The following is a 19741-nucleotide window of genomic DNA, read 5'->3' on the forward strand; positions in this document are numbered from 1 at the left end:
GGCGTCATGGATGAAACGCAAGCACTCGATGCCCTGGGCGCCCTCTCCCAGGAGACCCGCCTGCGGATCGTGCGGCTGCTGGTGACGGCGGGTCCGGAGGGCATGGCGGCTGGCGTCATTGGCGAAGCCATGGGCGCCACCTCTTCGCGCCTGTCCTTCCACCTCACCCATCTTGAGCACGCTGGCCTGGTTCAGTCGCGACGGGATGGGCGCTCGATCCGGTACTCGGCCGCCTACGAGGCCCTATCCGGCCTCATCGCTTTTCTGATGCGGGACTGCTGCCAGGGACACCCGGACGTCTGCACGCCCGCGGTCGCCGCCCTCTCGGCCTGTGCCTGCCCTACTCCGGAGCCCGCGGCATGACCATCACGATCTTCCACAACCCTGAGTGCGGGACGTCCCGCAACGTCCTGGCCATCATCCGGAACAGCGGCGAGGAGCCGGAGGTCGTCGAGTACCTGAAGACGCCGCCGACTCGAGAGGTGCTGGCCGACCTGATCCGGCGCATGGACATCCCGATCCGCGACGTGCTGCGCGAGAAGGGCACGCCCTATGCGGAACTGGGCCTCGGCGATCCGGCGCTGACCGACAACCAGCTGCTCGATGCGATGATGGCGCACCCGATCCTGATCAACCGGCCCATCGTGGTCACGCCGCTGGGCGTGCGCCTGTGCAGGCCGTCTGAGGCCGTCCTTGACATCCTGCCGAACCCGCAGCGGGAGGCCTTCTGCAAGGAGGACGGCGGGAAGGTCATCGACGACCAGGGACGCCGCGTGTTCCCGGGGAACAACGCGTGAGCGCGACCAGCGAGGGCGAGGCGGCCATGGGACGCCGCCGCGCGTCCATGGGCACCTTCGAGCGGTATCTCACCCTCTATGTTGCCCTCTGCATCGTCGTGGGCATCGCGCTCGGCGCCCTGCTGCCCGGTCCGTTCCGGGCGCTCGGCCGCATGGAGGTGGCCCAGGTCAACATCCCGGTCGCGCTTATGATCTGGGCGATGATCGTGCCGATGCTGCTCCGGGTGGACTTCGCCGCCATGGGGCAGGTCGCCCGGCACTGGCGCGGCATCGCCGTCACGGTCGGCATCAACTGGCTGGTGAAGCCCTTCTCCATGGCACTGCTGGGCTGGCTGTTCATCGGCTGGCTGTTCCGGCCCTGGCTGCCCGAGGGACAGGTGGACAGCTACATCGCCGGGCTGATCCTGCTCGCCGCGGCGCCATGCACTGCCATGGTCTTCGTGTGGTCCCGCCTGACGGACGGCGACGCCAACTTCACGCTGTCCCAGGTCGCGCTGAACGATGCGATCATGCTGGTGGCCTTCGCGCCAGTCGTCGGCCTGCTGCTCGGCCTGTCCGCCATCACGGTGCCCTGGGACACCCTCTTCCTCTCCGTCGGCCTCTACATCGTCCTGCCCCTGGTCGCGTCGCAGCTCTGGCGCCGGTCGCTGCTGGCCTCCGGCGGCGAGGCGGCGCTCCAGCGCACGTTGAAAGCGATCAACCCTGTGTCGCTGGTGGCGCTGCTGACCACGTTGGTGCTGCTGTTCGGGTTCCAGGGCGAGCAGATCCTGGCGCAGCCGCTGGTGATCCTGCTGCTCGCGGTGCCCATCCTGATCCAGGTCTACTTCAACGCGGGCCTGGCCTATCTGCTGAACCGCCAGTGCGGCTCGGCGCACAGCGTCGCCGGACCCTCCGCCCTGATCGGCGCCTCGAACTTCTTCGAGTTGGCCGTGGCCGCCGCCATCAGCCTGTTCGGGTTCGAGAGCGGCGCCGCGCTGGCCACCGTGGTCGGCGTGCTGGTCGAGGTGCCCGTCATGCTCTCAGTGGTCCACATCGTGATGCGGACGAAAGGCTGGTACGAGCGCGCATGAAGGCCGTGGATCTGACGCGGCGCCGGGGAGTGGTCACCACCACCCTCGGCATCACGCAGACCCTGGCATGGGGGTCCACCTACTACCTCCCAGCCGTCTTCGCCGACCCGGTCTGCGACGCCCTCGGCCTGTCGCGGACCTGGTTCTTTGGCATCTTCTCCGGAGCGCTACTGCTCTCCGGGCTGGTCGGGCCGACCGCGGGACGGCTCATCGACACATACGGCGGCCGGGACGTTCTCACCGCCTCCAACCTAGTCTTCGCGGTCGGGCTGGCGCTGCTGGCCTGGGCGTCCGGGCCGGTCACGCTGGCCTTGGCCTGGGCGGTGATCGGAATCGGTATGGGGTTCGGGCTCTACGAGGCCGCCTTCGCCACGGTGACTGGCCTCTACGGGCGTGAGGCCCGCAACGCGATTACAGGGATCACCCTGTTCGCAGGATTCGCCAGCACGGTCGGATGGCCAGCCAGCGCCCTCATGATCGACGCCCTGGGATGGCGCAGCGCCTGCCTCGCTTGGGCCGTCCTGCACCTAGTCGTGGCCCTGCCGCTGAACCGCTTCCTTGTCGCTCAGGCACCGCCGCCCGCGCCTGCGCCAGCTCCGGCTGATGGGGCACCCGGCGGCGTGCCCTGGACCATGGTGATCCTGGCGGCGGTGTTCGCCGCCACGGCCTTTGTCTCCACCGCCCTGGCCACCCACCTGCCGCGCATCATTGAGGCGCTGGGGGCGACCCCTACCGCCGCGATCTTCGCGGCATCCCTGGTCGGCCCGGCTCAGGTCGCGGCCCGGGTGGCGGAGTTCGCCCTGCTCCGGAAGGCGTCGCCTCTCATCACGGCCCAGCTCGCCGCAGGCCTGCACCCGATCGGGGCCGCGCTGCTGGCCTTCCTGGGGCCAGTAGTGGCTATCCCTTTCGTGCTGCTTCACGGCGCCGGGAACGGGCTGCTGACCATCGCGCGGGGCACCCTGCCGCTCGCCTTGTTCGGGCCTGCGGGCTATGGCTTGCGGACAGGCTTGCTGGCAGCCCCCGCGCGCCTACTCCAGGCCGGGGCGCCGCTCCTCTTTGCCCTGGTGCTGGACGGAAGCGGGCCGCGCATCGCGCTCCTGCTGTCAGGCGCCCTCACCTTGCTGTCCCTAGTCGCGCTACTCGCCCTGGCGGCCGCCACGCAGGGTGATGGCCCCGGCATCGGGCATAGTCCCGACGCACTACGCGGTGCGTCGCCCCAGAAGGATGATGGCGGCCCCGACAAGGCACACGGCAGCGCCAATGAGATCCCAACAGTCGGGTCGCATTCCTTCGGCTATCCAGAGCCAGCCAAGGCTCGCGACGATGTAGACCCCGCCGTACACAGCGTAGGCCCGGCCCGCGTTCTCGGCCGGGCTGAGTGTCAGCAGCTAGGCAAAGGCGATCAGGGAGACGATCCCGGGAGCCAGCCATAGTGCGGACTTGCCCGGCCGGAGCCAGGCCCAGAAGGCGAAGCAACCAACGATCTCCGCGATAGCTGCGGCGATGTAAACGGCGAGGGTAGTTTGCATGAGGCATCCTACTCTCCGCGTCCGGACAGCGCAGCCGTCTCGCGAGTAGTCAGTTTCGAACAGCCTCGTCAGAGAACTGGCTACAGGATGCCGGTCTCAGGCTACGCTACCGATAGCGGGATTGCCGCTATCGTCCGAACTCGTCCATCCGGCCTACCACTCGCAAAGTCCGTCAGCTGTTGGAACCGGCCATTCACCACTGCAACCGGTATCAGCATCTTTTTGACGATTACCTCTTGAACCTCTAGCGGCTGGAAGATGCATTTTAGAGGACGGTCAGTAGGAGATCACCCATGGACAGCGTGCGAGAAGGCGAAAGCATTGGCGAGGCCGTGTCCTGGCGCGTCGAGGGCATGGACTGCGCCTCTTGCGTGGCCAAAGTGGAGAGTGCCCTTCAGCGCTTGCCCGGCGTCTCCGGCGTTGTGGTTAACCTGGTGGCTGAACGGCTGACGCTTCGACTGTCGCCTGGAGGTGCAGACGCCGCCACCGTGGAGCGGTCGCTCGCCTCCATTGGCTACACGGCCACTCCTCTGACTGCGGTCGCCAATCCGTCCGCCAGAGTTGACCGCCCCGGGGATCACGGAGGCACTCAGCGGGACGACCACCATCACGACGATCATTCTCACGAGCAGGGAGAGACCCACGGCGGCTTTGGCCATTCCCACGCCGACCATGATGACCCCGCGGATGCAGCGAAGCCCTGGTACGCGACGGGTAAGGCCCGCTTGGTCTGGCTGCTCGGCGGACTAGTCGTTGGCGCCTACGCCCTATCCCTGGTCTTGCCAGATCGGCTGACCTATCCGCTCTTCCTCGCCGCGACCCTGGTCGCCCTGGTGCCGTTCGGCCGTCGGGCCATTGCCCTGGCCCGGGCGGGGACTCCGTTCTCCATCGAGACCTTGATGGTCACGGCAGCCGTCGGCGCCTCCGTCATCGGGGCGGCCGAGGAAGCCGCTGTGGTCGTCCTGCTCTTTGCCCTCGGAGAACTACTCGAAAACGTGGCCGCCGGGCGCGCTCGCGCTGGGATCAAGGCGCTGGCCACCCTGATGCCCCGGACGGCGCTCCGTGTGCGGCCGGACGGCTCAACCGAGGAGACCCCGTCCGACAGGCTGGCAGTAGGCGACCTCGTCCTGGTTCGTCCGGGCGACCGCGTTCCTTGTGACGGTACGATCAGGGAAGGGCAGTCAGCACTGGACGAGAGCCCTGTCACGGGCGAAAGCGTTCCCGTGTCCCGCGGCCCTGGCGAGAACGTCGTCGCGGGCTCCATCAACGCGGACGGCGCGCTGCGCGTGCAGGTGACCCGCTCGGCTACGGACAACACCATCGCTCGCATCATCCGCATGGTCGAGGAGGCCACCGCTTCCCGTGCGCCAACCCAAAGGTTCATCGAGCGATTCTCGAACTGGTGGACACCGGGTGCGATGATCGTCTCTCTCCTGGTCATCCTCGTGCCGCCCTTCCTGTTAGGGTGGGATTGGTGGACCAGCGTTTATCGCGGCCTTGCCGTTCTTCTGATTGCCTGCCCCTGCGCCCTCGTGATCTCCGTCCCCGCCGCCATGGCGTCCGGCCTGTCCGCTGGGGCACGTCGCGGCCTGCTGATCAAGGGTGGCGCGGCCTTGGAGGAGATTGGCACCGCCAGGACGGTCGCCTTCGACAAGACAGGCACTCTGACGGAGGGCCGCCCCAAGGTCACGGATATCCTGCCCGTCCAGGGCATGACCGAGGTCGACGTCCTGACCCTGGCGGCGGGCGCCGAGCAGGGATCCTCACACCCGCTGGCCAAGGCTGTTCTGGCTGAGGCGGAAGCCCGCGGCGTTGCGGCGCCCCAGGTCTCCGAGCAGGCCGCGGTGCCGGGCAAGGCGGTCACCGCCACGGTGAACGGCCGCAAGGTCAGCGTCGGCAGCCCACGCCATGCCGCAGAGGTCGGTGCCAGCCTCGGCCAACTCGCTGAGGCGGTCGCTCGCCTTGAGGGCGAGGGCAAGACAGCTGTGGTCGTCGTCGCCGACGGTGCTCCGGCGGGCGTGCTAGCCCTCCGCGACGAGCCACGTGGGGACGCTGTCGCTGGGGTAGCCGCACTCTCGCGGCTGGGTATCCGCTCAGTCATGCTGACTGGCGACAATGCCCGGACGGGCGCCGCAATCGCAAAAGGGCTCGGCCTTGATGTGAAAGCCGAGCTCCTGCCCGATGACAAGCTCCGCGAGATTGGCGCCCTCAGGTCCTCAGGCTCTGTTGTCATGGTCGGGGATGGCATCAACGATGCCCCAGCGCTCGCTGCCGCCTCGGTCGGCGTGGCCATGGGCGGGGGCACGGACGTCGCGCTGGAGACCGCCGATGCCGCCGTCTTGAAAGATCGCGTGACGGGGGTTTCGGAATTGGTGAGCCTGTCGCGCGCTACCATGGCCAACGTAAAGACAAACGTTGCGATCGCCGTCGGCCTGAAGGCGGTGTTCCTTGTGACAACCCTGATCGGCGTGACCGGCCTCTGGCCCGCCATCCTTGCGGACACCGGTGCCACGGTTTTGGTAACGCTGAACGCGCTTCGGCTTTTGGGCTGGAGGCCGTCAGAGGTTCCTGGGACTCACCACGCTTGAGCCCACTCCTCTACACCCTAGTACCTGCGGCTGCGGCGGTCCTCGGGGCCGCCGTGGCTCTCTGGCGCCCACCTGGACCAGCAGCGAGGGCCGCCGTTCAGCATTTCGCGGCTGGGGTTGTCTTTGCTGCCGCGGCTGGAGAGATCCTACCAGATCTCAAACACGCTGGTTCCCCGGTGCCGGTTATCATCGGTGGTGCGCTCGGCGTGGCGGTGATGCTCCTGGTCAAACACATCGGCAAGCGTGCAAAGGGACCTCTGAGCGTTGTTGCTGTCACCGGCATCGACATCCTGGTGGACGGGCTTGTGCTCGGCATCGCCTTTGCGGCCGGGGCACGCCAAGGATTGCTCCTGACCGTCGCGCTGACCCTGGAGGTGCTCTTCCTCGGCCTCTCGATTACATCGAGCCTCGTGGAGGGCCTGGGCACACGAGCACGCGCCCTGTTGGCAATCGGTGGGATCGCGCTGCTCCTTCCGCTCGGAGCCCTCCTCGGTGCTCCGGTCGGACGACTGCCCCAAGCTTGGCTCACTGGGTTCTTTGCTTTCGGCCTCGTCGCGCTTCTCTATCTCGTCGTCGAGGAGCTGCTCGTCGAAGCGCATGAGGGTGGGCCAGAACCTCCCTGGGTGACCGCCACGTTCTTCGCCGGATTTCTCCTGCTTCTTCTCCTAGAGGAAGGCACGGGATGATGGAGGCGGTCACTCAGCAACTCAGGACAGAGAAGCCCATTTCAAGGAAGACAGCCATGGCTGCGGTGCGTAGTTCTGTTTGGATTTCAACGGCCATTTTGGCCGCCATTATGAGTGCTGGTTCTGGGACTGGAAACGCCCAGGGTCTACCCGGCCGGTCACCAGGCGGCGTGAGAATGACGGAAACACTGCTCAGCCAATCGGTGGCAGGGCTTGTTGAAGACGGCTGGCAGATCAAAGGCGTCTCACAGGCTGGGCCCGCCTTTGCCTACCATCTGGTGCATGAAAACAGCCTTGCGATCTGCTACTTCAATATCGCTGAACAGCCTCCTAACAGCCTGTGTTACCGGATGGCACCCTTACGCTGACCCGGTGATCAATACCCCCAGCTTCAGAGGCGGCGCGTGGGCTTCGGTAAGCAGAGGGGGTGCCAAGTAATTGCAATGCGGCACCGCCACTCGAGGCCGTCAAAACTGAACCATGTCCCCCAAAATCATTGGGATCCTGAGCTAGTAGGCTAGGTGGCCATAAGGTTGATGACCTATTCTGCTCGTGAGCACACTCCACAAGAACGGATCCATGACGCACTCCTTTAACCGACTGGCGCTCATTGGCTCTGGTCTGCGTGCGCTGGCGGCCACGGTCATAATGCTCGCTATCAGTTCCTCCCCGGGTGCCGCGCAGGGCTTTGGCAGTTCGGGCGTGCCGAATGTCGGGGCTCCAGAGGAGGCGCTGTTCCCTGCACTAGCAGCATTGCAGGACCGTTTAGAGGATCAGGGATGGCTCCTTCGCGGGCAGGCGACGTTCGTCCTCCAGGGCAACGCACGCTTCCGCTCGCCCTATCGTGGCGGGAACAGCCTGAGCCCTTCCGCCAATGCGCGGAATACCTTGTCGACGGACCTCGTCCTTGGCCGCCGCCTTTGGACCGGGGCGGAAGTCATCCTGGACGCCTCGGTCACCCGTGGTTTTGGGCTGTCGAACTCTACCGGCGTGGCGGCTTTCCCCAACAACGAGGCTTTTCGTCTGGGCTCGACTGAGCCGACCTTCTACGTCCCCCGTGTCTTCTTCCGGCAGACCATTGGCCTGTCGGCTGACACGGTGGAGAGCGATGGTGACCCGTTGCGCTTTACCACCCCGCTGCCACGCGAACGCTTGACCCTGACCGTGGGCAAGTTTTCGGTCTACGACATCTTCGACGATAATCGGTACGCCCACGATGCCCGCACTCAGCACCTGAACTGGGCCCTTGTTGGAGCAGGCGGCTTCGACTTCGCCGCGGATGCCCGGGGCTGGACCTATGGTGCTGCGCTGGAATGGGAGGATGGCACCTGGGGTCTTCGTGGTGGTGCCTTCCAGGTATCACGAAGGGCCAACGGGCTATTCATGGATCCCTCGATAACCCGAGCCTTCCAACTTATCGGCCAGGTCGACCGCTTCTATACGGTTGGAGGACGTCCTGGCGCTGTTCGCCTGATCTATGGCGCCTCGCGTTCCCGGCAATCTACCTGGGGCGAGCTCTTCGAGAATGGCTTCGATACCTTTGAGAAGAACCCCAACCGCTACAACCTCAAGCACAATGCCGCCCTGAACATGGAGCAGGAACTCACCGACGATCTGGGTGCCTTTGCGCGACTCTCCTGGAATGATGGCCGAACACAAAACTGGATGTTCACCGAGATGGACCGTGCTGTCTCGGCGGGTCTGTCCTTGAAAGGTCTACGCTGGCAGCGAGCTGCCGATACTGTGGGGCTCGCCACCAACGCAGGTTGGATATCAGGAGGGCGGAGACGGTACCTCGAGGCCGGAGGCATTGGCTTCATTGTCGGCGATGGTCGCCTCAACTACGCCCCCGAATGGATTACTGAGGTCTATTATGATGCCAAGGTGGCACCTGGGGTGAACCTGGCTCTGGATTATCAGCTGGTGGTGAACCCCGGCTACAACGCCGATCGCGGTCCGGTTCACATCTTCGGCCTACGGGCAAGAACGGCCTTCTAAGGGCTTCAGTATAGGAGTGGGGTGGATCGAGGGCATCACCACCCTGCTCGTCGTCCTATTGGCGGCCATGCCTCGATGACGCCCAAGGCTCGCCATGCGGCCGACACACGAACGGGCCAAACGGAAGGCATCAGAATGGGAGACGAACCCGTCATGCGCTGGACCACCGTCGCCGTCGCACTGGGCCTGCTGATCGCCGTCCCAGCCTGCGCCCAGCCCCTCTACTACGGCCCGGCTCCGGCCTACTCGGCTAATGGCCCGGCGCCATACCCGTATGGGGGAGCCCCCCGATACTGGGGCGGAGACAGGCACCACCATCACCATGCGCCGCCCCGCCACGATCACCACGGTGGTCATCATGGGGGCAGTCAACGGCATCATGGTGGGCATCACGGCGGCGGGCACCATGGGGGCCACCATCGCTGAGGGTGCGAACCATCCGGTCCTCGTTCCGTCCAGAGAGCGTCAGGCGGTAGTCGCTCGGGACCTGCTCGATGCAGCCATAATGGTGGAATGCCACAGGCAGTGCGGATCACTGCCAACCTTTTGGTGCTGCCCATCGAGCGTTCTGCAATCCCCTCAGCACCAGCCGACGACCTCGGCAGGCGTCCATTAAAATCGTAACGAACAGAGTCCCGGCTGGCCGTCACTACAGGATCCAGGATCCTGGGGCTGCTCGCGACGACGATGGAGTGCAACGAGGGAGACCGATCCGGCGACCGCGGCCACCGCTTGGATCTGGAGGACGCTGTCTCGTCGGACGGGACCGGACCAGGGTGGACGCCATCACCTGGTGTACTGGCTTCCGCTCGGCCCTGGAGCACTTGGGCGCATCCGGAGTTCTGAACCCGGCTGGCCACATCGGGGTGCAAGGGGGCCACGCCGTCGGCGACCCCTGGCTTTGGCTGGTCGGCTATGGCGACTGGACCGTGTGGCCTCCGCCACACTCGCCGGAGTGACGCGGGCTGCTCGAAATGCCGTGCAGGAGATCCAGGAAGCGTTGGCGACAACGTCACCTGCGGATGCCACCTGACTGAAGAACTGGATGCCCGACGTGAACTCTCTCGACCTCTCGCTCCCCAACGTTTCGCAAGCGCAGTTTGATATCCCTGATCTCACCCGGCTCGGCATTCCCGCGCGAGCACGCACCCGCCGTTCATCCTGCTGCTCTACGGCTCGCTTCGGGAGCGCTCCTACAGCCGGTTCCTGACGCTGGAGGCCGAGCGCTTCCTCCCCGGGTTCGGCGTCGAGACTTGGGTCTTTGATCCCCGTGACCTGCCGGTAGTCGACAGTGTGCCCGCTGACCATCCCCGAGTGGCTGAACTCTGAGAACTCTCCTTGTGGGCCGAGGGGCAGGTCTGGTGCTCTCCGGAGCGGCATGGTGCCGTTACCGGCGTCCTGAAGAACCAAATCGACTGGCTTCCCCTGGAGAGCAGAGGCGTCCGGCCAACCCAAGGACGCACCCTGGCAGTGATGCAGGTCTCGGGCGGAAGCCAGAGCTTCAACGCGGTGAACACGCTGCGCTTGTTGGGCAGGTGGATGAGGATGGTCACCATCCCGGACCAGAGCTCCGTCCCCAGGCTTGCGAGGAGTTCGACGACGCGGGGCGGATGAGGCCCGGGCCGCTCTACGACCGCGTGGTGGACGTCATGGAAGAGCTGGTGAAGTTCACCCTCCTGACACGGGACGTCTCGGCGCAGCTGACGGACCGCTACAGTGAGCGCAAGGATCGCGCCGAGAAGCAGGCCAGGGTAAACTTGGCCGAGGCGTCGGGCGGCTTGGGATAGTCTCTTGCCTCCCTTGCCAGGACGGCACCTGATTTGGCTGGGAAACTACGCGATTCGATAATCGAGGCCGTGACCGCAGATGCAGATCTCCCCCCAGTCAATCGAAGCTTTGGTAAGGGTGATCTCGGGCGGACCCGGAGCCGGAGCCGACGTGGCGCCTCCTATTGGGCGGTATCGCTCGGGCCCGAAGCTGGAGAGCTTCATGCGGGATTGCGGGGTACTCATGACCGTCGGGTCCGGCTCGCGACTGCCTGCCCTGACCGAGGCGCTCCTTGGGATCCTGCGGCGCGGCGATTTCGATATCATGCGTACCGTCATCGAGAAGGCGGCCGACCCGCGGGACTTCGTCACCGAGCCGGATAAGGTGCCCCAGGTCATCGGCTACCTGAACCAGTTCCTGCTTCACGACGGGCTGGAATTGCAACACCAAGGCCATCGCGTGCGCCTCGTCCAAGCAGGCACCTCGGCCCCCGTGCTGGCCGCCCTGGCGCAGAAGACGCAGACCATCGATTTCGACACTGTCCAGCGGGACCTGGAGCGCGCCATGGCCAGCGCCGTCACCGACCCGGAGGATGCGGTCACGGCGGCATGCTCGGTCATCGAAAGCGTGTGCCGGTCCGTCCTGATCGAGCTCGGGGCGAAACTTCCGGACAAGCGGGACATCCTGGCGCTGTACAAGGCGGTCCGAGATCCGCTCGCCCTCTCCCCTGGCCGGGAGGACCTGCCAGCTGAGGTGGCCGAGGACGTGCGCCTCGTCCTCAGCGGAGTCCACACGGTCATCCAGGGCATCGGTGCCCTCCGCACGCACGCTGGGGACGCGCATGGGCGAGAGCGCGGGTTCCGCCGGATCGACGCGAGGATTGCTCGGCTCGCCATCCATTCCGCCAGTGCCGCCGCCCTGTTTATCATCGAAACCTGGCAGCAAAAGCACCCAACGAAGCCGTTGATCGCCCACTGACCAGATCCGCGGCCTGCTACCGGCAGCGGAGCGCCACGGGCACCAGGGCCAGCACCATCAGCACGTTGAGCCCGGCCGCGCCGGACAGCACGGTGAATGTGACCTCCCCCCCGATCTCCGAGAGCAGTGCGCAGGCCAGTGGCCATCTCCATCCCGTCGGCATCAACTCGTTCGCCGTCGGTGCAAGGACCTGCAGGGATCCACCTTAAAGCTGTCGGATCCGATCCATGGCGAAGGGTGCCAGCAACTCGACAGCGCCGGTCTCGACGAGGTAACGCAGGTGTTGCCCAAGTGCGCCGCACTCGGATGGCTGGTCCGCCGATCGGGGTAGGACAATCCGACAGGCGGAAAGCGCCTTCCGCTCCACCCAGGAGGAGGATCACTAAAGCGCTGCAGGAGCGGGCTTGTGCATTTCGGGCTCCATACCGGCGTGCCACCCTCTAAACGCGGTGCAGGGCCGTCCTAGCCCCTTGGCGGGGCATCTCAGCACGACATGATGCCCCGCAGCGGGTTGGTAGAAAGAAATCTGCACCGGAATGCCCTCACGAGAAACCGGGAGCCACCGTCACACGTCGGACTTCTCGCTGCTCAACCTGAGCGGGAAATTTCCACAACCATTGATTGAAAATAACGCCTATTTTTTGGGCATTTACCTGTGGATGAAATACAAAGTGTAGTGAACTTCATACAAAGTGTAGTTGAAATACCCGTTTTTTCATTTGTTTTCAATGGCCTGCAAGGCCCGAATCTATTGAATAATAGTAAGCGAGAAGGCGGGCTTGGAGACCTGCCCTGAGGCTTCGGAGGCTAGGTGCGGGTAGAAAGGGGGGGGAGGTACCGATCCTGGGCACTCCGCCGCCAGGTACTGCTCCTGATCAGTCAGCTCCTGACCTGCTTGCTGAATTGTGGTTGGACCACAAGGGACAGGATAGGAATAGCCGAAAGGAGATGAGGAGGCAGGGCTGAGAGCCGGGGAAGCTGCCCCAACACACCCTTCGTGCCGGTAAAGCCCCGCCACGTCCCCGGCTCGGAAGCGAGCCTATCAGGTCACCTCGGGTTGTATCGAACGGCCCGGAAGATTCTCACCTGGCGGATCCCGGAGTGCGCTCGACGAAACCTCTGGATCGATCCCCCTGGTCCTAGGCCTGCTCCTTCTCAGCCCCGAACCATTGGCAACCACCCGGCCGACAAAGCCGTGGGCAGGGACGATCGCTGGCCGATTTTGGCCGATCGAGTTATGATCCTGAAAAGCACTGAACACTGTGCGGGGAAGCCCAACAATGGACGAGACGGTGGTGCTGAGTGACCACTGCACCAGGGATGGTCATACCTCCGAACCCTAAAACGAGCTTGAGGCCGGGTCTCGCTCACGTCCTGGCGAAGCTACTGACCCATCCCCTTCCCCGGCTAACCTTCGGGTCGCATCGGCCGCGGTCGACTGCATCAGTCCACGCTCGGCTCAGGATTACGCTGACCCGTCTGCCCTGGGAGGAACTGCTCCTTCCCATCGTCAGGACAGCCGGGCATCGCTTGGGTGGGTGCCCCTCTGGTTGGTGAAGCGCTGGTTGGGAAACCCAAGCCAATCCGGCTGAGGCAAGGTGTTGCGCCATCTCGCAAACTGGATCTGTCCACCCGACTGCGACGTACCGGCCATACGGGAGAGGCGTAGTGGGGAGCTTCAAGCCACGCCGGGGTTTGGCTATGCCGCCTTCCGTGGGGAAAAATCCAGTTTCCAAGGGGCCGCGAGATACGCCGGATCGGCCCTGCCATAGCCTGAAGAGACGAAATCGAAACCGGATGTGCCACACCGCACGCCCGTCTCGGTACGCCATCTTCGGCACCGCAGCGGTGAAGCCTGGGACTTTCTGGCGGGACGCGTGCTAGGCACGGCCTCAGAGGCCGTTCAGGAGCCCGCTGGGGCGCTTCAGACCAGCCGAGGGTAACCGACAGCACTCCCGCGCAAGGAACGGCTCTGCGCCCTCCTACGGCCCTCTGGTGGCCATCGCTGAAAAACCCACGCCAAGAGATGCATGTCAGAACCCGCCGGTGGACTAGAGGCAGTGGTTAGCGGCTTGAACGAAATGACTCTGCATGCCGTAGCCCCCCAAGCCAGGGCGAAAGAGGTCGATGCTGCTGCGCCACGTCTCGCGCCAGGTGGATCCTGATCATGTCAATAAGCCCGGCAGTGACTTGGTTTACGCCGTCACAGCCGGGGATTTGCACCGGTAGCCGCGCTGTTGACCGGCCCTCTGGTAGTTAGGGGCGCCTCGGTCTCTTCCGGCATGGTGCGTATGCTGGACATTGCGCTCGGCCCTGAGGCCTACGCGCCGGAGGGCATGTTCCTGGTCGCTCCAGACGGCCGTGAGGACAAGGCGCGGGCGCAACTGGCCCGTCCTGCATTCTCGCGGGCCGCCGACCTACAGGCGCAGTACCTGCCCACGGTGAACTCAAGACCAGCCGGGAGGCCATTGCCCGCTTGGTCAGGGCATGAGGCCGATCAGGGCCATTGCGCGGGAACTCGTCCGAGAGAATTTCCTGAGCTACAGCCCGGCCCCCGGCTGCTGCGCATCCTGCACGACACTCCCGGCCTGACTGCCAGTCCCACCGTTATGGCCGCCGTGGCCTTGATGCATGAACAGGTGCATCAGCGGACAGGCGAGAAGCAGGAGGTACGGAAGAACACCCAGGGCGAGCGCGTAATGCTCACGCAGGACGTAGAAGGCCACAATGAAGCCGAAGGCGACCAGGGCAACGCCGCCCCTGCTGCGCCACCACCGGATCGCAGAATGTTCGTGCATCTCAGTTCTGCTTGATCGGCCTTCCAACATCGTCTCCGGTGGCGCCCCGCGCCGCCTTGATCCAGCTCAAGCCAGGAGAACTGTCCGCGCGGCACTGCTCCCGCCCCACGCTCGGTGCCGAGCTCGGCACGGGCCGCCGCAAGGTGGACCGAGAAGCACCCCGCTTCGGGGTGCCCCGGAATAACCCTTTTTGGCAGCAAGGGCGCACTCCCAGTGCGGCCTCCCCTCGGCCCGGAAAGTGTACGACGCACCTCAACAGCCGGAACATGCAGAGTACTTCGTAATCGAGGGCACGCCCTGCCGGGGAAGAGCGTAACCCACCAGCTTGTCCCCTGGCGCGGCAGGCCGCCCAGACGGCGAATCAGGAAACAAAATGATGTAATTTCACGCCTGCCGGGCCGCCGCTTCGGAGCGTTACGGGCAGGCGGTCTGGAGCGGGGCGTAAGACCGCGTGCTGCTCCCTCCCTTCCGGCGAGAGGCTTTGCTCGATCCGTCACACGGCGCCATCGAAAAGACGAGAAGGAAGAGCATTCAATGAGCACACGGGGCCACGTTATCCGAACCACTTCTGCCATGGCGTTCGCACTCCCGCTTCTATGGGGCGTCCCCTCAGTCGCCCAGGGCGCTGGTCAGCAGGGCGGGCATCAAGGGGCCACGGCCGGGTATCACGCGGCCATGGAGAAGATGAATCGCGACATGGCGGCTGGCCCCATGACCGGGAACGCCGACCATGACTTCGCGAGTTTGATGGCAAAGCACCATCAGGCGGCCATCGACATGGCGCGGGTCGAACTCGAGCATGGGCGTGACCCGGAGATGCGGCGGACGGCTCAGGAGGTCATCGACAAGCAGCAGAAGGAAATCGCCGACCTGAGGACCTGGATGTCGCGGCACCCCTCCCGGTAGCTGCGCTCGACAGCCAGGATCACCAAGCCGGTGTCGTTTCAAGGCACCCTGACGGCGACCCTGCTGTGCCAGGCAGAGATAACAAGGTGCCAGCGGCCTGGCCCGGCCATTTGAGGAAGTTACGATGAGCTACGCCCGTTTCGGTGCAATGATCCTGGTGTCGACCGTGATCATGTTTGGTTTGATGTACCTCAACACCTATGCCTTTGAGCATGTGTTCTACAGCCAGACGCGAACCTGGATGGCCCTCCTGATGGGCGCCACCATGGCTGTCATCATGATGTTGTTCATGCTGAAGATGTATCAGAACAAGCGTGCAAACCTGGCGATCATCGCCGGAAGCATCGTGGTGTTCGCGGCCTCCCTCTTCCTGGTGCGCAGTCAGGCAACTGTAGGTGATGTCGCCTACATGAAGGCGATGATCCCGCACCACTCCATCGCAATCATGACGAGCGAGCGGGCCCACATCCGCGACCCACGTGTCCGCCAACTCGCCGACCAGATCATCGTGGCCCAGGTCAGGGAAATTGCTGAGATGAAGCAGTTGATCGCGGACCTCGAACGTAACCCGACACCTCCCAACGCACCGGATCTGGCACCGCGCATTGCGAGCGCCGATGCGGGAGCACGTTGATCAAACCGACAAAGCGAGAATAGCACTTGGCCACCCTGAGGGTGTGCGCGGACCTGAGTGTCGTGCCATGGGCGAAGACCGGCATGTTATCAGGGGAGCAGTCCGGTCTGCCTTGAACACCACGAGGTGACCCCAGAGCCGCTCCGGCCGGATCTGCATGTCCTGCCGGGTGCCTCCTCAGCATGGGGCACCGCCGTCCTCCCTCACAACGCCGGGGCGGCGAAACCTGTTCTCATCGCCATGGGCTTTGCCGCATGCGGTGCGCTGCCGCCGTCTGGCGCTGACGATGGTAGTGCCTGGAATACCGTCTAGCCATATACGACCGACTACGCGGGCCGCCCTGATGGTGAGCTTGGTCACCGCCTTACTCTCGGCAGGCTGCCCATGGTCCTGGCCTCTGGGGATGGCCTTGAATGGGCAAGCCAGAGGCAGTCAAGTCGAATGAGGGTGGCCCACGATCCCAGACGCCGCGCAATCACTTCGAAGCAGCCGCTGCTACCAAATGCCCTGATGCGGCGACGCTCCACAAGTATCCGTGCTTGGCATGCGCAATATTAGTGCGGATGCGTTCCATATCCTCCGACGAGATGTCATAAGATAATCTGCAATCGGGGGATCGGTAACAGACTGCGGATCGGTGTCGGCGCAGCGCAGCATCTTACATTACATCGTTTTATTACACCCCAATCCCCTCCCGCCGCTGCCCGTTTTCTTTGACCCTCTGGTCAAGTGCGAACCTGAGTTCCGCCTCGGAGGTCCGCGCACCCGCTGTACAAAAGGAAACCGTCATGGCGCACAACCCAGTGCATTCCGAGCTTGGCAGTGCCGATGGCCTGGAGCAGACGTTTGGCGACTACCACCTGCAGATTGGCAATTCAGGGCTGAACTTCCTCGCCGGGGCAGGCACCATGGACATCCAGTTCGGCCGCGCGAACACGGATGTCCTGATTGGGGAAGCCCAGAATGATGACCTTCTTGGAGGTGCAGGGAACGACATCATAGCCGGTGGTGCGGGCATGAATCACCTCGATGGTGGGGAAGGCAACGACCTCCTGGTGGGCGGCGACTCCGCCGACCAGCTTCGGGGATCGGGCGGGCGTGACGTACTGAGCGAGGGTACGGGTCACGGCGATCTCGAGGGCGGGACGGGCAACGACCTACTCTTCGGTGGGCTAGGCGGCGACGCGTTCATCGTCGATCGCACCAGCGGCCATGACATTGTCGGCGACTTCCAAGCAGGGCCAGGCATCCTCGACCACATCGCCTTCCGCGACATCATGCCCGAGGAGCTGACCTTCCAGGACACACTCGCTGGCGTCAGGATCAGCTGGAATGATGGCAATGCCTCGGTGCTGCTCGCCGGTGTTCAGAAGGCGGACCTAGCCCAGGACGACTTCATGTTTGCGGACGTCCGCATGCTGCTCCAGCCTGCCAACCCCAATGCGGACCATGTCTCCTCGGTCAGCTTTGCAGTGGATGAGGGCTTCAACCTCTCTGCGCCCGAGATCGGTGTGAGCACGACGCCAGCCACCTCTGTCTCCTTCGATGACTTCAACGTGCAGGTCGGCACGGCCGGGGCAGACGCCTTCGCTGGTACGGAGGCCCGCGACTTCTACTTCGGGCTGGAAGGAGATGACCGGTTTTCAGGTGCAGCCGGTGACGACGACCTGACCGGGGATGCCGGAAGCGACACCCTGGACGGCGGGATGGGTCAGGATCACCTCGTCGGCGGCGCGGGGGCGGACCAGCTCTTCGGGGGTGATCAGGCCGACAGCCTCATGGGCGAGGACGGCAACGACACCCTGTATGCGGGTGCCGGTCACGACATGATCGAGGGCGGGCGCGGCGATGATGTCCTGAATGGTGGAGATGGCGCCGACGCGTTCATCGTGGCGCCGGATAGCGGCAATGACGTCGTCACTGGCGGTTTTGATGCCGGTCCTGGGGCATTCGATCACATCGCGTTCCGTGACATTACCCCCGATGAGGTCAGCGTCGCCGATACAGCCGACGGCGTGTTGGTTAGCTGGACCACTGATGAGGGTGCGGGGTCCTTACTGCTCTCAGGTCTGACCAAGAGCGAGATGGCGCAGGACGACTTCATGTTCAACGCGGGTGCCGGAGCGAGTGGTGCCTTCGCGAATGATCCTGGCATCACGGACCAGGGTTCTCTCTACCTCTTCCGGGATGGGGCTGAGGCGGCTGCGGTGCAGCAGGACTACCTCTTTACCTAGTCTGGGCATCAGACCCAGCACGGCATCCGATGCCGTATGCGGCCAGTGGTCCATGTAGCAGCATGGACCGCTGGCATTGACCGGCTACTCCGGTGGTTTGTGGCGATCTCCATCAGGGGAAAGGAAAAACCGGGTGCCCCGTGCCGAAAGCGCCAGGGCCGTAGAGATCATTATCTGACGTGCATGTAGTCCTCGCACATAGAGATCGGAGATCTCGGACCGATCAGGTAATCTTAATCTCTGGCGTTCTGCCTCGGCCGCGGCCTAGAATCCAGTTCTCGGAGGACAGCGCGCTTGGCTAAACCGGCTGACATAGAGGCCGACCTGACGCTGGAGATCAGCGGCAGCGACGTCACGCCCGATCGTTTTCAGCGGGCGACGGCAGCCTTCTTTGACCTGCTTGGTGAGGTCGGAAAAGGCGTGGCTGCAAAGGGTGAGCCTCTTGAATGGCGCGTCCAGGTCAAGCAGGGCAGCAACCTCGTCGGCGTGCTCCCTGGCCCACGGTTGTCCCAGGCCACGGCGACAGGTACCCGCCGGGTCATTGTCGCTGGGTTGGAAGCCCTCCAAAGGGCGGCGGAGGAACCCCCAGGGTTCAGCGATCGTGCTCTTCTCTGCCTGAAGCGACTGATTGGAACTACGCCAGCGCACGACGAGGGTGATTTTACAATTGCGGTTTGGGGCCAGAAGGTGCCTGTCCCGATCAGTGGGTCCCTAGCGGATAACGTCCGGGAACTGCTGAACGAGGCCTATACAGATCAAGGCTCCGTTGAAGGGCACTTGCGAACCGTTTCCGAGGCGGGAGGCTTCCGGATCGTGCTCTACGAACCGTTGTTCGGCCGCCCAGTACGGTGCGACGTGCCTGAGCACCTGATGTCCAATGCGCTGACCCTGTTTGGCAAGCGGGTCGAGGTTTTCGGCTCGATCAGCTACCGGCGCGATGGAGAGATAGCCCGCGTTCGGGTGGAGGACCTAGTTCCGTTTCCGGATGATCAACAACTTCCTACGCATGACCAGGTGCGCGGTATCTTGCGGGCAAACGCGTGAGCCGAGAACGCGTTTACTGGGATTCCGACTGCTTCCTAGGCTGGCTCCAAGCAGAGCCGGACAAGGTGGATGCGTGCCGTGAAGTTCTGGAAGAGGCGGATGCTGGTCGGGTCATCATCGTGACTAGCGCGTTGACCATCGCCGAAGTCCTGGCGATGCGACGGCGAGAGCCAATCGATCGATCACGCAGGGAGAACGTCGAGGGCTTCTTCCGGCGCAGCTACATCGCCGTCCAGAATGTCACCCGGACCATCGCGGAGCATGCCCGATCGGTCGTCTGGGACAATGGAGTTCTCCCCAAGGATGCCATTCACGTGGCAACTGCACTGGCGACCAAGGTTGCCCGCCTCAACACCTTTGACCAAGGTCTTCTCAGCAAGAGCGGTCTGATCGGATCGCCAGCACTTGCGATATGCCGACCCTTCGTGGTGAGTCCAAAGCTGGATCTGCGTCCACCGGTTCAAGACGTAGTAGATCGACCAGAAGCCTAATCCCGGCCAACACCCTGACGCTCAACTCTGTCGGGAACTTTGCCTATGATGCGGTCGTCAACTGGTGGCACGAACTGTTCATCGGCGTCTCCGCCAAGTTAAGGTAGCAGATCGCGAGCTTGCCTCCCTGGACAAGGTGATATGCCAGGATTGGACCTGCTTGGGAGACGCCAACGACTTTCCATCCGTCCGCGACCAGTTGTGCGACGGACCGGTTCAGG

General features: G+C 64.1%; 15 protein-coding genes and 3 pseudogenes. 15 read left to right on the forward strand and 3 right to left on the reverse strand.

What is annotated here, in order from left to right; all coding sequences use genetic code 11:
- Positions 1 to 6 precede the first annotated feature (6 nt).
- From EAH89_RS10720 to EAH89_RS10735, 4 genes and pseudogenes are all read left to right on the forward strand, one after another.
- Positions 7 to 363: an ArsR/SmtB family transcription factor gene (locus EAH89_RS10720; RefSeq protein ID WP_140882810.1), complete on the forward strand. Its 357-nt coding sequence runs from the start codon at positions 7 to 9 to the stop codon at positions 361 to 363.
- Positions 360 to 797, forward strand: coding sequence for an arsenate reductase (glutaredoxin) (gene arsC / locus EAH89_RS10725; protein WP_140882812.1), 438 nt, complete (start codon positions 360 to 362; stop codon positions 795 to 797). The genes EAH89_RS10720 and arsC overlap by 4 nt, the downstream gene beginning before the upstream one ends.
- Complete coding sequence (gene arsB / locus EAH89_RS10730; RefSeq protein ID WP_456306496.1) at positions 794 to 1867, forward strand: ACR3 family arsenite efflux transporter; 1074 nt, start codon at positions 794 to 796, stop codon at positions 1865 to 1867. The genes arsC and arsB overlap by 4 nt, the downstream gene beginning before the upstream one ends.
- Positions 1864 to 2799, forward strand: a pseudogene (locus tag EAH89_RS10735) (MFS transporter); the annotation flags it as partial. The gene arsB and the pseudogene EAH89_RS10735, both read left to right, overlap by 4 nt.
- Before the next feature lie 267 nt (positions 2800 to 3066).
- Here EAH89_RS10735 and EAH89_RS10740 read toward each other — a convergent pair.
- Positions 3067 to 3396 (reverse strand): annotated as a pseudogene (locus EAH89_RS10740) (YnfA family protein).
- 293 nt (positions 3397 to 3689) lie between these two features.
- Here EAH89_RS10740 and EAH89_RS10745 point away from each other — a divergent pair.
- The 6 genes and pseudogenes from EAH89_RS10745 (at position 3690) to EAH89_RS10770 (ending at position 11413) form a co-directional block, all read left to right on the forward strand.
- Entirely contained in the window at positions 3690 to 5984 is a 2295-nt protein-coding gene (locus EAH89_RS10745; protein ID WP_241666957.1) for a heavy metal translocating P-type ATPase, read from the forward strand.
- Entirely contained in the window at positions 5981 to 6670 is a 690-nt protein-coding gene (locus EAH89_RS10750; RefSeq protein ID WP_140882814.1) for a ZIP family metal transporter, read from the forward strand. Before EAH89_RS10745 ends, EAH89_RS10750 begins: the two co-directional genes overlap by 4 nt.
- A complete protein-coding gene (locus EAH89_RS10755) occupies positions 6667 to 7038 on the forward strand; it encodes a hypothetical protein (protein ID WP_140882818.1) in 372 nt (123 codons plus the stop codon). Before EAH89_RS10750 ends, EAH89_RS10755 begins: the two co-directional genes overlap by 4 nt.
- A 211-nt stretch (positions 7039 to 7249) precedes the next feature.
- Positions 7250 to 8668 carry a carbohydrate porin gene (locus tag EAH89_RS10760; RefSeq protein ID WP_140882821.1) on the forward strand — a complete coding sequence of 473 codons (1419 nt, stop codon included), beginning with the start codon at positions 7250 to 7252 and terminating at the stop codon, positions 8666 to 8668.
- 1033 nt (positions 8669 to 9701) lie between these two features.
- Positions 9702 to 10455: pseudogene (gene arsH, locus EAH89_RS10765) on the forward strand (arsenical resistance protein ArsH).
- Between the two features lie 223 nt (positions 10456 to 10678).
- Positions 10679 to 11413 carry an abortive infection family protein gene (locus EAH89_RS10770; protein WP_241666958.1) on the forward strand — a complete coding sequence of 245 codons (735 nt, stop codon included), beginning with the start codon at positions 10679 to 10681 and terminating at the stop codon, positions 11411 to 11413.
- Positions 11414 to 11429: 16 nt separating this feature from the next.
- On the opposite strand, the gene EAH89_RS31170 is transcribed toward EAH89_RS10770, so the two are convergent.
- Both EAH89_RS31170 and EAH89_RS10775 read right to left on the reverse strand, forming a co-directional pair.
- Complete coding sequence (locus EAH89_RS31170) at positions 11430 to 11576, reverse strand: hypothetical protein (RefSeq protein ID WP_161993543.1); 147 nt, start codon at positions 11574 to 11576, stop codon at positions 11430 to 11432.
- 2377 nt (positions 11577 to 13953) lie between these two features.
- Positions 13954 to 14241, reverse strand: coding sequence for a DUF2933 domain-containing protein (locus EAH89_RS10775; RefSeq protein WP_338325527.1), 288 nt, complete (start codon positions 14239 to 14241; stop codon positions 13954 to 13956).
- 543 nt (positions 14242 to 14784) lie between these two features.
- Between EAH89_RS10775 and copM the strand changes: the two genes are divergently transcribed.
- From copM to EAH89_RS10800, 5 genes are all read left to right on the forward strand, one after another.
- Entirely contained in the window at positions 14785 to 15117 is a 333-nt protein-coding gene (gene copM, locus EAH89_RS10780; protein WP_241666971.1) for a CopM family metallochaperone, read from the forward strand.
- A gap of 124 nt (positions 15118 to 15241) precedes the next feature.
- The gene (locus EAH89_RS10785) at positions 15242 to 15751 is read left to right on the forward strand and encodes a DUF305 domain-containing protein (protein WP_140882830.1); all 510 of its coding nucleotides are present in this window, start codon (positions 15242 to 15244) and stop codon (positions 15749 to 15751) included.
- A gap of 788 nt (positions 15752 to 16539) precedes the next feature.
- A complete protein-coding gene (locus EAH89_RS10790; RefSeq protein WP_140882833.1) occupies positions 16540 to 17985 on the forward strand; it encodes a calcium-binding protein in 1446 nt (481 codons plus the stop codon).
- A 294-nt stretch (positions 17986 to 18279) separates the two neighbouring features.
- On the forward strand, positions 18280 to 19029 hold the full coding sequence (locus EAH89_RS10795) for a hypothetical protein (RefSeq protein ID WP_140882835.1): 750 nt from the start codon (positions 18280 to 18282) through the stop codon (positions 19027 to 19029).
- Entirely contained in the window at positions 19026 to 19520 is a 495-nt protein-coding gene (locus EAH89_RS10800; protein WP_140882837.1) for a type II toxin-antitoxin system VapC family toxin, read from the forward strand. Before EAH89_RS10795 ends, EAH89_RS10800 begins: the two co-directional genes overlap by 4 nt.
- The last annotated feature ends 221 nt before the right edge of the window (positions 19521 to 19741 follow it).

It is taken from the genome of Muricoccus nepalensis (assembly GCF_006438825.1).
GTDB lineage: Bacteria > Pseudomonadota > Alphaproteobacteria > Acetobacterales > Acetobacteraceae > Roseomonas > Roseomonas nepalensis.